Source organism: Nonomuraea sp. NPDC003804 (assembly GCF_040610675.1).
Lineage (GTDB): Bacteria > Actinomycetota > Actinomycetes > Streptosporangiales > Streptosporangiaceae > Nonomuraea.
In genome coordinates, this window is record NZ_JBEXMT010000002.1 from 1 (window position 1) to 14,280 (window position 14,280).

7 protein-coding genes are annotated in these 14,280 nt (G+C 61.3%); 3 read left to right on the top strand and 4 right to left on the bottom strand.

Features of this window, described 5'->3' with window-relative positions; translation table 11 throughout:
* Positions 1-116: 116 nt before the first annotated feature.
* Positions 117-1,364, bottom strand: a complete 1,248-nt coding sequence (locus ABZX22_RS02285; RefSeq protein WP_354905967.1) for an IS701 family transposase — start codon at positions 1,362-1,364, stop codon at positions 117-119.
* A 515-nt stretch (positions 1,365-1,879) separates the two neighbouring features.
* Between ABZX22_RS02285 and ABZX22_RS02290 the strand changes: the two genes are divergently transcribed.
* Together ABZX22_RS02290 and ABZX22_RS02295 are read left to right on the top strand one after the other, a co-directional pair.
* A complete protein-coding gene (locus ABZX22_RS02290; RefSeq protein ID WP_354905245.1) occupies positions 1,880-2,737 on the top strand; it encodes a DUF6551 family protein in 858 nt (285 codons plus the stop codon).
* 1,256 nt (positions 2,738-3,993) lie between these two features.
* Complete coding sequence (locus ABZX22_RS02295; RefSeq protein ID WP_354905247.1) at positions 3,994-5,295, top strand: ATP-binding protein; 1,302 nt, start codon at positions 3,994-3,996, stop codon at positions 5,293-5,295.
* A gap of 6 nt (positions 5,296-5,301) precedes the next feature.
* Here the strand turns inward: ABZX22_RS02295 and dcm are convergent, their stop codons facing one another.
* The 3 genes from dcm to ABZX22_RS02310 form a co-directional block, all read right to left on the bottom strand.
* Positions 5,302-7,308 (bottom strand): DNA (cytosine-5-)-methyltransferase, encoded by a 2,007-nt coding sequence (dcm, locus tag ABZX22_RS02300; protein ID WP_354905249.1) that lies wholly within the window; start codon positions 7,306-7,308, stop codon positions 5,302-5,304.
* A gap of 739 nt (positions 7,309-8,047) precedes the next feature.
* Positions 8,048-9,886: an AAA family ATPase gene (locus tag ABZX22_RS02305; protein ID WP_354905251.1), complete on the bottom strand. Its 1,839-nt coding sequence runs from the start codon at positions 9,884-9,886 to the stop codon at positions 8,048-8,050.
* A 24-nt stretch (positions 9,887-9,910) separates the two neighbouring features.
* A complete protein-coding gene (locus ABZX22_RS02310) occupies positions 9,911-12,019 on the bottom strand; it encodes a 3'-5' exonuclease (protein WP_354905254.1) in 2,109 nt (702 codons plus the stop codon).
* A gap of 487 nt (positions 12,020-12,506) precedes the next feature.
* Here ABZX22_RS02310 and ABZX22_RS02315 point away from each other — a divergent pair, with 487 nt between their 5' ends.
* Positions 12,507-14,279, top strand: coding sequence for a DEAD/DEAH box helicase (locus tag ABZX22_RS02315; protein WP_354905256.1), 1,773 nt, complete (start codon positions 12,507-12,509; stop codon positions 14,277-14,279).
* The last annotated feature ends 1 nt before the right edge of the window (position 14,280 follow it).

The following is a 14,280-nucleotide window of genomic DNA, read 5'->3' on the forward strand; positions in this document are numbered from 1 at the left end:
CACCAAGCCGGCGCTCGCAGCAGCCACTACTGGAAACGCTGGCTCCGGCACAACAAGATCCAGCTATAGATCACAAAACATGACTGTAGTACTAGTACTCCAGTGACAGTTCGCGATCACGGTTGGGATCTGCGCTGGTAGTGGCAGCGTCGGGCGGTGGCTTGATGCCGTCGGCGCCATTGTGACCAGTGCAGAACCTGCCGGGCGGTGCGGTGACGGGTCAGGATGAGAACGGCCAGCAGTCGGCGGATCTCGGGCATGGTCAGCGCGATGTGCTCCTCGTCGCAGGGTCGTTGGGCAGCGGTGATGGCCGCTAGGAAGGCCAGGGCGAGCATCGCCAACGTGATGTGCCGGTGCCAGGCCGTCCAGCCGCGCACCTGGTAATGATCCAGCCCGACCTGACCTTTGGCCGCCTGGAAAGACTCCTCCACCGCCCACCGGATACCCGCGATCTTCACCAGGGCCATCATCGGCATCGGCGTGGGCGCGCCACAGCGATAGAAGGCGAGCTCACCGGTGGTCAGATTGCGGCGGATCAGCAGCCACCGGTATCCCTCGGGCTCGGCTTCGTCGATGCGCGCCCATGCCCAGGCGTACCAGCGCGGGCCCTTGACGCCCTGGCCGGCGCGGTAGCGATGCCAGTGCCGATCGGCCACGGCGGCGGCGATGTCGGCCGCGCTGCGGTCGGCACCGTCCAGGCTCACCCGCCGGTTGCCCGCGATCGCCAGCACGTAGCCGAGGCGGCACCGCTCCAGCAGCGCACGCAGGCGTGGGTCCTGGCCGTAGACCTCATCACCGCTCACCCACCGCGCCTCCAGGCCGGCATCCAGCGCATCTACGATCATCTCAGCCGCCAGGGCGGGCTTGGTGGCGAACGTGGCCTGCTCGGGCACCCCGGCCGCGCGGCACCGGCCGGGATCGGCCAGCCAGGAGTGCTCGGGCAGGTAAAGCCGCCGGTCCAGCAGCGCCCGCCCTCGCGGCGTGGCGTAGGCCAGGAACACGCCGACCTGGCTGTTCTCGATCCGCCCGGCGGTGCCGGTGTATTGCCGCTGAACCCCTGCCGAGCCGCCGCCCTTCTTGATGAAGCCGGTCTCATCCACGATCAGCACCCCGCCCTCGCCGAGCTGCTCGACCACGTAGAGGCGTAGGTCATCGCGTACGGCGTCGGCGTCCCAGCGCGCGGTACGCAGCAGGCGCTGCATCGCCTGCGGCCCGGTCAGTCCGGCGTGCTCGGCCAGACTCCAGCAGTTCTTGCGTTCGAGGTCGGACAGCAGTCCACGGACGTAGGCGGTGGCGGCACGACGTGGCTCGACGCGACCGAACCTGCTGGCAATCCGGCTCACCAGGTCATGGAAGGTGACCATCCAGCCGTCGGGGTCTACAGTATCGGCCACGGCCATCACGCGATCTTCAGATGTCTTCACAAACTCCGAATGATCACGTGGTGGCCGTTCTCATGCCACCTCAACGTCCAAGATCGCGAAGTGTCACTGGAGTACTAGCTCAGGTTGCCCTACCTGTTTTCGCTGTCGTCACTTAATTGATCAGGCCCAATCGGCTCCCAGCAATAGGAAGAGGCGCAATTAGGATAAATATGGCCATAGTGGCCGCATCTTGCTCGCGGACGCCGACTGGAGCTAAACGGGCGCCCGTTGAAATTTTCTAACGAAATAGGCGATATGCCCGGTTAGGTAAGGCCTGCGTGATGTCGCCGTCGCATCCGAAGTGGTCACGGAAGGCGGATTTGGTTAACTCGCCCCTTTGGCTGCTGATTGTTCTATAGCCTGGTCGTGCTTCAGTCGCCGTCTCCCGCAATCGGGAGCTGACTCTGTGTCGCCGTCATCCCCGCTGGGATGCTGACACGAAAGGAGTGGGGCCCATGTCCGATAAGGACTACAGCTACGACATTCCGGACCACCCGATCGAGTATGTCGAGGTGGATCCGAGGGTCATCAAGTTCGACCCACGCGCACAGCGCAGCCTCAACAAGGCGCGTGCGCAAGCCATTGCTGAGAAGTTGGTGCCAACCGCGCTCGGGACGCCGATCCTCTCGCGGCGTGATGACGGCCAGTATGCGGTGGACGGAATGCACCGCGTCTACGCATGTCAGCTCATTCTGACGGGGAACGTCAGCGTCAGAGACAAGGTCCGTGAGGACATCCAGACGATCACCTGTGAGATCCACTCTGGCCTGTCGATGGCGAACGAGGCGTCTCTCTTCATCATCAAGAATAAGGAGTCCTCGAAGGTCGGCCCGACGGATGAGTTCAGGATCGGTGTTCTTGCTGGGCACCCGCTGTTCGTGGACACAAACACTGTTCTTGAGAAGCACCAGCTCAAGGTCGGCAGCCGCACCACCAACGCAGTGCGAGGTATCAAGGGAATTCTTGACGTTGTCAAGGAGTGCGGCCCCGAGGTCCTAGATCAGTCGCTCGCCATAGCTGAGGGGGCCTGGGGTCGCACGCCTGATACTTGGCACTCCGTCACCATCGCTGGCATCGCTATGGTGCTTAGCCGGCATCCCGACGTGGTTAAGCCCTTGGAACTGGCGCAGAAGCTCAAGCGTCAGGGCGATCCCCTCTCCTTCAAGGCAAAAATTCAGACCATCGCGACAAACGGTAACACCCGTCTCGACGGCACCAAGGGCCGGCTCAAGGCGGCCCACCTGGCGGTTGCTTCTGCTTGGAACGCGAACCGTCGCGTAAATCGCATTCCCGTCCCGAACATCTTCGAGTAGCCCTGGGAGCTTGAGGAGCAAAAGTAGCCTTCAAATCAAGCCCCAGGTGGGACGATTAGGCTTCCATCTCAGCCAGCTACGGTCGAACCCTGCGTACGCCGATAATCCTGGAGTCTGAGACCCGGGGCTTGGGGCAGCGCCCCAAGCCCCTTCCTGCCCCTTCAAGGAGCCGAAGGACTGGTCCGCACTCGTATCTGAGTCCCATAAGCAGGCGAACCCCGCCCACGCCAGGCTCCGCGGACCCGGCGAACGCGTCGTGCGAATGCCCAGTCGAAGAGTTGGAAGATACTTGCAAACTCCGCTGCAGCCCTTCCCGGGGCCGGCTACCTGTGCAGGGCCATTGCCGAACTCCAAAACCACCATGTCGTCGAGGCCGTCCGAGGATGAAAATGCCCCAGTGTGGGGCTATCAGGAAGGAAGGCGGTTCCTCCCCACGTGAGTGCGGCGAGCAGTGCGGCATCGAGCGCTGATCCGACGAAACCCGCGAGCATGGCCCGCCGAGCGAGATACACAGGGCCAAGGAAACATAGACGCCGTTCTTCATGGCCGTCTATCCTTGCATGACATCGCAAGGTTCCTCCTGCACAGGGTTCATCAAGGACCTCTGCCCGCAGGTAGTAGCCAGATATCCGGGTGTCTCTATAAACATCAGGTTATCCACAGCGTGCCGCGGCTTATAGCATATACCTCCTTCTAAATTTTTGATCTTCTGCGTTAAGATTTGAGTAGCCTACTAGCTGTATTAGCGGCTCCGCCGGTCACACGGGGAATCACGAATGGGGCGTCATGGCTGCGCTGATCGACATCCATTGTAGGAGAGCGTAAACTGTTTGGTTGCCCAGGTGGCTGAAGCTGGGAAATAGCCTGCGCTACGTGCCGGCGGCATTGATGGAGGTGAAGCTGCCTATCGAACCCGCAAGGTTCACCTGTCTCGTTATGCATGGCCGCCGCGTGCGTCCGAATACAACCCGCCTGTGTGGCGTATGATGACGTGCTGAATACGAACTAGCCACCAGAGCTACTCGCGCTTAGACAACAGAAGCGAGAGTCGCGCAACCCTACAGGAAAGAGTCGTTCCCGCTTTGTAAGAGAACTGTCGAACGTTGATTCACAATGGGGAGTGTAGGCACCCCCTGCCTAGGCCGTCAGACGTCACAGACAAGATCTGGTGCCGCGTCCGTATCGCAGCACTGTTGTATGATCACCCCCGTTGTGTGACATCCTGGTCTTCCAGACGACCGTCGGAGGGTGAAAGTATGGTGTCGCGGAGCTGGTTTGAGGTTCCACCGTCGGCTGCCAGGCTGACCGGTTCTCTACGTGACATCGGGTACGACTTCCCGACAGCGGTAGCCGACATCGTCGACAACAGCATCTCGGCCGGAGCCAAACGGGTCGACGTGCTAATCGAGTTTGATGGGCTGGGCTCGCGCGTGTTCATCGTCGATGACGGCGTTGGTATGAAGCCCCGCGCGCTGGAGGAGGCCCTGCGCTTTGGCAGTCGTCGAAAATACCAGCAGGGAGACCTTGGGCGTTATGGGCTCGGACTGAAGACCGCGTCGTTATCGCAGTGCCGCTCGGTCACCGTGGCAACGCGCAGCTCGACGGCGAGTACTTCGGTGCACACCAGAGAGCTTGATTTCGACCTCATAGAAGAGTGGGATCAGTGGGTCGTTGCCAAGCCTCCGAGGGATGTGGTTCTTGACCGGTGCCGTGGCTGGTTAGCGGAGTCGGCCGGTACGGTCGTAGTGTGGCGCAACCTCGATCGTGTGTTACCGGAGAAGCGGCCGGAGGGGGGATGGGCGCGACGGCGGCTCGAGTCGCTCGCGGTGAAGACGGCCGAACATCTGGGCGCTGTTTTTCACCGCCACCTTGAAGGGGCCAAAGGGCATCAACTGGTCATCACAGTCAATGGGGAGAAGGTGCGTCCGTGGAACCCTTTCGCACCAGAAGAGAGACACCGGCAGGATCTCCCCCCGCTACGGTTCGAGGTGCAGGTCGGTGAGCTGTGCGGATCTGTAACACTGCGGCGGTACATTTTGCCGACGCGGGAAAAGTTCTCCACTCCGGAGGAATTTGATCGGCTCTCCGGCCCGCTGAACTGGAACCGCCAGCAGGGTCTGTATGTGTATCGTGCGGACAGGCTGGTCCAGTGGGGCGGCTGGGCGGGAATCCGTGGAATCGATGAGCATACCAAGCTTGCGCGGGCATCGATTGACTTCGACACCGACCTCGACAGCGTGTTCAACATTGACGTGGCGAAGATGAGGGTGACTCTGCCCCCGTCGCTGCGGCAGCTGGTCGAGCCGGCCGTGAACGAACTTTGTGTGCTCGCCAACGGTGCGTATCGGAAAGCACCCCGTAAGGCCGACAAAGAGCGCTTGACAAGGCTGGCGATGCCGCGTGAGGAGCAATTGGTAGCTGGTGCTGTGGAGACGGCCGGGGTGGCTCTGCGCACAGCGGCTATGTTGGCTGGCGAGTACGCAGCGCTTACCCGCATCATCGACCAGCTGCGACTTACGGACCCCGAGTCGGCACGGCTGCTGGGGCTCCATCGGTAGCTGTGCTCAGAACAGTACGTTCGGCGGCTCGACAGCGGCCTCGACAGCGGCGCGGCACATCTTCTGTAGCGGGCAGTCCATACACAAGGGCCGCTCCGGCCTGCACAAAGTGTTGGCCAGCTCGATCAGACCACGGTGGGCGTCGCGAGCGTCCTCGTCATCCCCGATCATTCGCGCAACCGCTAGGCGACCGTCGGTCAGCCTGTTCTTGGTTTCTACCGGTTCACCAGAGAAGCGACCGGCAATGCGGAGGACACCTTTCGTAACAAGCACCGGCTCCTCATTGCTGGACGCCTTCGCATCAGGAAGCTCTTCGTCTTCTGTCGTGGTCGAAGGCTCGTCCGATAATGGAGCGGCGAGGACTACTAGAGCGGCGGTGGCTTCGGTCAGTCCTGGAGCCTCGCGAAGGCGGTCGTCAGCGAAAGCTTCGGGGTTGTCCACGAGATAGCGCGCAATTTCCAGAATCCGGTCGGCACGCTCCTCCCGGCCGATCCAACGGGCGACCTCGCGGAACTCCTCTTCGTTGCCGAGTGTCTCGGAAGGTTCGTTCCAGCGAGAAACCAGCGGCCAGATGAGACGCACGATGTGAGCAGAGGCTCGGTCGAGAAGGATTTCGCCTGTGATGGCCTGCCAGCGGTTCACGTCGGTGAGCCATGGGAACGTCCGATGTTGTCGACCGACATACCACTGGGCGAGCGCGCGGGCAACGTCCTGCGTCGTGAACGGAACCTTGGTTGGGGTGTCGAGCGCGGCCATGATAGCTCGACCCAGTTCCTCACCCAGCATCGGCGGGACGGCGTTGCCGATCTGCCGGAACGCCGCCGAAGGCGGGCCTGCAAACCGGTACGTGTCCGGAAACGTCTGGAGACGCGCTGCCTCCCGGACCGTCAGAGTCCGGTTCTGGGAGGGGTGGATATACCAGTATCCGTCCTTGGCAATGTGCGCCGTAATCGTACGAGACAGCCCGTCGGCGTCGAGTCGCTTGTACTTGTCGTCGAAGATGTCGTCCCGGTAGCGCTTGACCGTGGCTGGCAGCTCCGAGTAACGGGTGGTTGAGCTCATCAACTCGAAGGCGGCCAGGTCGTCCTCTCGGACCGGTCGGGTGACGTGGTCAAACACCTTGTGTCGGTCAGCCGGGGGCACCATGGCCCGCATCCTCTTCTGGAACGTGGTCAGGGGCTCCTCATAGTCGGCCCAGCCGTCAGCGCCGCCTTCGGGACGCCACCCGCCCTGTACCAGCGGTAGGTCGCCAATGGCGTTCATGACCGTTGTTCGCTCTAGTACCTCCGCCGGCCACTGGAAAGCAATGCGGTCTTGTAACGCCACAAGGATGAGCCGCTGCCGCCATTGGGGAACTCCGTACCGATAGGTGTCTACAGCCCGTTCCTCTACGGCGTAGCCCATGAGTTCCAGCTCGTGGACCATGGTGCGAAGAATGAACATCTCCCGGTCGAGCGCCATGTCCGTAACGTTCTCCATGAGAACCGCAGGGGGTCGTGCCAGCCGGATGATTTCCAAGTACGACTGCCACATGTTCCGGCGCTGGTCGCGAGCATCTCGCAGGCTGTGTCTGACCTGGAAGCGGATCTTGGAACGACCGGCCTTAGAGAACGGCTGACATGGCGGTCCACCGGCCAGAAGCTCTATCCCCGCCGTTCTGATCAGATCGGCGACGTGCTGGATGACCATCGGGTCTCCAAGATCCCAGTCAACAGTTAGTCCGCCGTGGTGATGACGGTGGGTTTCGACAGCCTCTCGATCGTGGTCGACCGCCAGTACCACCTTGTAACCGCTGTCCTCCAAGCCGAGACTGAGGCCGCCGGCGCCGCAGAACAGATCCGCGGCCAGACGAGCACCGTTCTCCCGCAGAGTAGCCGCATAGGAAAGGAACGAGGCGGCATCGGGGGTCGACTCCGGATGTGGCGCAAGCCGGACGAAAGGACCTCGCACAAGCTTCACACCGTAGGCTTTCTTGCGGTGTGGTCGTGGACTCGTCTCGTCGTGAACTGACACGATAACGGACCATACCCGCTCGGCCTGCCATAACTGAAGTTTTGAGTCCTGATGGCGACCTTCGGGGTGGATTCCAGCGGGTTTGTCGGGTTGGTATCGAGTGGGGGCTCCATACTCCTTGGGGCAGCTTGCCGGAGAGCGTAGTGCAGTGAACCAGCCAACCCGATCGGCGGGCACCAGTTCCATACCTGGGCTGCTGGAAGCCGATCTGGGTTCCTGCATTGCGTTGTCCTAGGCGTCGCTGACGACGCCGATGAAGGCGTTGATGCCGACAGTCGGCAGGTGGGCAGTGGACCAGGCCGAGACGCCCTGGGCGGAGGTGCATCTGGGTGATGAACCAGGCTGAAGCCCGTTGGAAGCCCGGACGACTCACCGCGTTGTCGGGTGCAGTGCGACGCTATCGAAATATTGCACGGGCCGGAAGCCGAGTGCACGCCCGCTACAGGGTGTGGTCGCTGGCCCGGCGCTGCCTGAGCGGCTTAATGGCAGTGGACGGCGACTATGCCTATGCCATCGGAATCCGGCAGAGGTCGGTCTGGGGCTCTTCGACTCCGCGGGCAGTATGGTCCGAGCACAGCCGAGCTCACCGCGGGTTAGATACCTAGGGTTGTGTTCGCAATCGTCGTCGGGGGGCGAGGTAGGGGCCCGCTCGACCACCCACCTTCGGAAGATGACGTTGACGCTCACCGGACATCAGCCAGGGCGACCAGTGCGCAAGATAATCGAGGATTTCGCGGGATTACGGAGATGATTTGCACGCGCAGGAGTTGCGTGGTATTTGGGCAACGACCGCGGCGAGATCCAGGGTAGGCGGGCTTAGCTCATGGTCGATCAGAGCGCCGACGAAATCAGGATGAGCTCGATATTGCGCAAGGTCGCTCTTGTCGAAGAGCCCTTCGATGAGACTCAGAAGGGCCTCGACCTTACCGGGTAGCAGGGAGCCGGGCAGTGCGTAGGATTCGGTCATTGCGGCGCCCAGGTTGGCCGCCTTCCACGCTCCTGTCTTTTCCTCGGTGATCCCAAGCCAGCGCTCGATGGTGCCAGGCAGGCGGAGTGCCCCGGCAAAGGACGATCCGGGATCGCAGGCCGCTCCTCGAAGGGCTTGAAGCGCAGCGTCATCGCGGCAGCGCTGGTTGACATGCTCATTGGTACCAGGTTGCTGCATGGCGGCGTCCTCGTCCCAAACAACTACATGCGGAATGTGGAATAGCGATAATGTCGCTACGGCGCGATGTAGCTCGTACTTGCCTCCAGTGTCCATTATGCCAACGTTTGGGCCGATTCTGGCGAGATGGCCACGACGCTCGAGCCATTCGAAGAAAGCGACATCGCTGATCCCCTCGACGACGATGACTCGCTCGGCGAAGAAGGCCGCAGCGCGACGAACGTCCAGGTCATAGAGGATTCGACTCCGTTCTTCGTCCGGGCCGGTCATTCGCGGTTTTTTGAAGCAACTATGACTCGCCTGGGTGTACGTCGAGCGGACGTGAATCGCGTCGAGTGCCCGGGTGACAGTGGGTGGTGCCGGGGAGGTTACCTGAATCTGGGCCCCATGACGTTGGACCCGGGTGATGCCCTCAGGTGAGGTCTCCGAAGCCGAAAGCGTTGCCGGAGCATGCGTGGTAATTGTGACGGCTGTGTTGCCTGTCTTGGTCAACTGGCGCAGGTCTTGGGCCAGACGGGTAATCTGCGCCGGATGCAGCAGGGCCTCCGGCTCCTCGAACAAGATCCAACGGAAGGCGTTCTCCTCGGAGTGTTGTCGTACCCGGGCCGCCGCTTGGATTAGCCCGGCGATCAATGCCCTCTGTACACCGGACCCCTGAGCATCGGCCGAACGTTCTTCTCCATCCTGGGTAAGTCGAAGATCAATAAGATTCTGCACAATGAAGTCACTGGTGATCTCGCCGATATGGACCTTCGTCGACAGGCCCCAGGAGTGCAGGGCTTGGTCGAGCTCGTCCTCCAGGTTCGAGACGGGCCCTTCGCCCATGATTTGCCGGATCCCCTGGAGCCCACTGGTTACGGCCGAAAGATAGACATCTATTTTCGGCTCGGAGAAGGCAAGCATCAGAATGTCCCGGAACGGGGAGGACCGCGTCACTGCGGTGTGGTCGCGAACCTGCGCCAGTGTCGGGACATAGACGCACTGACCGAACTTGTTGCTGACCTCACTCCAGCCCGTTGCCTCCAGCTCGTCGCCGTTGGCAGGTACGAAGTAGTACTGGCCAGCCCGATGCCCATCGTGATCTACGAGGTAGCGGCGGACGGTCAGCACATCATCGTCAAGGAGCTCGGCGCCGTGCTCTCGGTCTTCGTTCGTCACGCCCAGGATGTCGTTGGCTTCCTGTTCGTTCAGTTCATAACTGATCTCGACCCAGGACGCTTCCGTGGGCTGTGCACTCCATGTCCGGTCACGTGGGCCGTCCCAGGCGAGCACGTCATAGAACAGCCGCACGGCATCCAGCAATGTCGACTTGCCGGCGTTGTTAGGGCCGATGAGCGCGCTGAAGGGCCGCAGGTGGAGCTCCACATCGTGGGCGCCGCGTACGTTGCGGACACCGACACGCAGGGGTCTCATGAGGGTCTCCTTGTTCCGGCGGGGTCAGCGCGGTAGGAACTGGCTCGGCGGCCCGGAATGCGACACGTACAACCGGTCGCGGGCTCGGGTACATGCCACATACAGCAGGCACCGTTCGCGTTGCAGGCTCTCGTTATGGGCGGCTTGATCCACGTCGGCAGGTACGAGAGCGCTGGGGAGAGGGATGAGCTTCTGGGTCGCCCCGATCACTGCCACGCACCGAAATTCCAAACCCTTGGTCATGTGCATCGTGCTGACCCGCACACCTGTGGAACCACTGCGAACGGCCTTGATCCCGGCGCTTTCCAGCCGATTGATTGCTTGGTCGCGCAGTGCCCGTACGCGCGCGGTCACTGCGATGTCCTTGGCGGCGACTCCGTCATTCAGCCAGGAGCGGACCTGCTCGACGACGGCGTCCAGTTCGCTTTCCTGGTCAGGGAAGCGGCGGACGACAGGCCGGCGGCCGTGCATTGGTGACTCGTAGCCCTCCAGGGAAGTGGGCAAGTCATCCAGACCATCTGCCTGTACGAGGCCCAGGACCTGAATGGCCCAGGTCAATATCTCCTGGGTCGTCCGATAGTTGATCGTTAGCCGGTGACTACGGGCTCCGCGGACATCGATCCCAACACTCTTCAGCGAAACCCGGTGCTCCCAGATGCGCTGGTGTGGATCGCCGACTATGAACAGATCGTCGGGCCCTTCAGGTACGGCAGCGCGTAGCAATCGCCATTGTGCAGGGTGCAGGTCTTGCGCCTCGTCGACGATGACGTGCCGATAGACAGGAGAGTCGCTGTCCTGGAGCAGCCTGGCGGCCTCGTCAGTGATCTGACGGAAGGTCCGTTCGTCCCGCTGCCTCATACGCTCGCGGAACATCGTGATGATTCGCCACACCTCTGGTCGCTCGGCTCCGGCCAGAGGTTCCCTACGACCATGGCGACGACAGGCGACGTATTCCTCCTGGGTCCGCAGATCCTGAGCGATGATCACATTGTCCCATTCCTCGATCAGGAATCGAGCGCGATAACTGCTACCGAGCTCATTGAGCCATTGCGTCCATCGCTGCTCGAGATCCTTGACGTCAAGGACGTGCGGGCTACGGCCCAGATTCTCCTGCACTATGCGAAAGGCCAGCTTGTCGGTGTTGAGCACCTCGACCGGCTGCCGGGCTTCTACGTTGTCGATCAGCAGCTCAAGCTGCTGCTCCAAGGCGGCGGTTAGCTCCGTACTAAACGCCGTCAGCAGGATGGGCCGATGTTCGCGGTTGCCGGGGGTACGCGCAGCCAAGTGGGCGGCGCGGTGCAGCGCGGTGACCGTCTTTCCGGTGCCGGCGCCACCGCTGACCATCACCGATCCCCTGTATGCCTCACGGTAGGCGATGCGATGCTGCGCCGGGTGCAGGAAAACCCGCCATGCGTCGAAAGGATGCTCCAGCATCATCTGAAGATCAGCGGGTCCCTCTATCAACGTCACCTGGTCTGGGGTGCGTGTGATTGCGGCGGCGAAGTCGTCCGGATCCACCTCGTCGGGGCGGGCACTGTCGATGAGGTTCCTGCTGATCTCGCTCCAGACTTCCTCCGGTGACATGCCGGCAGCGAGGGCTACGAGCGCGTCATACTGAAGAGGCGGCAGCAGATGCTGTAGCGCGTCGAGATGAGCCTCCTTGCTGAGCAGTCGGATGACGGGTAGGACCTGCTCGTCGATGCCCAGATTTCTGAGGTCGGCATCACTCACGCCGTCGAAGAGCCGTTTGGGTACCCGGTCGGCGACCCGACGCAGGGCCGGCGTCAGGGTCTCCAACTGGGACTCGTCACGGCTCTCCAGGACGCCAAGGACCTGGTTAACCGTGAATCGATGACTCGCGCAGAAGTCGTAGGCGTCGTCATGAGGGAGTACCCGCAGAAGGCAGTAGACCTCGCCGGTCTCCGGTGCCAGCACCACCCCTCGCCAGAACCTGTCGATTCGGATCGTTCGGATGCGGGGGTCGCGGGCGTTGTTCACCTTCTCCAGATGCTGTCCAGCATGGGCATGCTGGGTGAACTTGCCGATTGCCTCTTGGACTGCTCGTTGGACCGGCTTCTCCAGCTTGGCGTATTCGGTCAGGAAGTCTTTGGCGATGGCGAGCTGCTTGGCCACTGCGGTCCTTCCTGCGACGTCTTGGGCTCTCTGAAGCCGATCCCATCGTACGATTAAGATCGCGTGCGTGAAGGGCAGTTTGGGTCGGTTGCAGTAGAGCTACGGCAGTCCAGCTTGCTCGATCAGCTAAGTCGGCTCAGAGGACCGCACTCTCGTGGCGGAGGACGAAACCGTGTGGACGGGTCCCAAGCCTGGCTCCTGCCCGAGTGGCCTTGGTCCACGATGCGTTGGCGCGCTGGCATCTGCGTGTAATGAGTCCGCTTACCTCGCAATGCGGACGAATGGGACCTAATCGATATAAATATCCTGGCTGAAGTGTCCGGCGACCGTCAGGTCGCCTCTCTGGCGATTTGGACGTAGACCGCTCCAACTGCATGGGCAAATATGGCAAGATGTGTAATTGACTCTGTCGTGGATGTATAGTTACTCGCTTCATGGGCGTCTCGCGACGAACGTGCAGTGGAGATTATTTCGGACGAGGAGAGCGTTGGAAGCCTTCGGACGGCTCGGCGAGGACGATCGCAGAGCGGCTGTGGACATTCTCAACCGGCGGTTGGCGGGCATCGAGCGACGTAAAATCGTCGACTCGCTGGAGCGGCGAGGCAGAGGTAGACGGGCAACAGTTGAACAACTGGTGCTCGATGCGGAACGCTTACCGACTCGCGGGCGCCGGCGTAAGACGCTTCCCGATGAGGACTTGGCGGAGTTCATAGTTGACCGTTGTGGTGTTGATCTTCTGGAGTCCAAGGAAATCAAGTACTACCTTGTTCTGAACGCGACACACGAGCAGCGTGAACGTCTGAAGGAACATGCCACAGGGCTCATGGTCAAGGGATCGGTGAGAGTTCAGGCGGAGAAACTGGCCGGCCGTTCATGGCATCCAGGAAAGAGTTGGGCGCGGCATTTTGTCAGAGACCTCGAGCTCCCGTTGGTGTTCGCGGGTCTTCCGGGTGTCAGGTCAGAGCCAAGCATGCTACAGGTGGTCCCGTTTGTTCCGCTGGACGACCTCACGGATTTCCAGGCCGATCTGAGGAATCAGGCGGTCGAGGTACTCAACGGACAGCCTGGCGGCAATCGTGGTGTGCTGACCATGCCGACGGGAGCGGGAAAGACGAGAACCGCGGTGGAGAGTCTCATCGCATGGTGGCTGGAGCGTTCCGACAGACCGATTGTTCTTTGGATTGCGCAGAGCGAAGAACTCTGCGAGCAGGCTGTTCAGTCCTTCAGTGAGGTGTGGACCGATCTCGGCCATCGTTCGAATGTTCGTTCCAATCTGGAGATAGCTCGTTTCTGGGGGAACGCCAAGATTCCGGAGGAATCAAACATCCTGGTCGCGAGTATTCAGAAGCTGCAGGCTGCGGTCCGGGATCCGGAATCCAAGCAGGCCCTGGAGTTTGGGGAGCTGGCCCAAGGAATTGGTGCCGTGGTTGTCGACGAGGCGCATCGTGTAGGTGCGCCCAGCTACAGGGAGGTCTTGGACTTCTTGAAGATCGACACCTCCAGGTCGGGGCAGTCCGAGACTCCGCTCCTCGGTCTCACTGCAACGCCGTATCGAGGCAATGACCCGGAGACGCAGGACATGGCAGGCGTTTTCCACAAGCGGCTGCTCAGAGCGGACTCCCTGGGAGATGATCCGATCAAGGAGCTCCGTTCTCGTGGGGTTCTCTCGGTGGCGAAACACGAAGTGCTTGAGCATGCGGCCTCTCCGTTCGACATGGCCCATAACCAGAAGTTCGTTGAACACTTCGAGCAGTTCCACGACTTCCATACCGGATTCCTGCAGGAGATAGGCGAGTCCGAACTCAGGAACAAGGCACTCTTCGACCGCCTTATGAAGATCCCGGAAGAATGCCCCACGTTGTTTTTTGGCTGCACGGTCGAACACGCCGAGGCAATGTCGATTCTTCTTCGGAGAAAGGGGCGTTCGGCCGAGGTGATCACCGGCGATACCAGATCTGCGACACGTCGTGCACTGATTGAAGAATTCCGGGCAGGGAACATCTCCGTTCTGTGCAACTTCGGAGTCCTTACGACCGGATTCGATGCCCCCAGGATCCGCGCTCTCGTGATCGGTCGTCCAACAACCAGCCGAGTGCTCTACGCGCAGATGATCGGGCGAGGAATGCGAGGACGTGCCTTCAGGGGCACCGAGGAATGTCTTGTTGTTGATGTTCGGGACAACATCAGATTTCACCGTGCCGGTGAACTTGCGTACAACAAATACACCGAATTCTACAGGGATCAGGAACGGACGTGGTAGG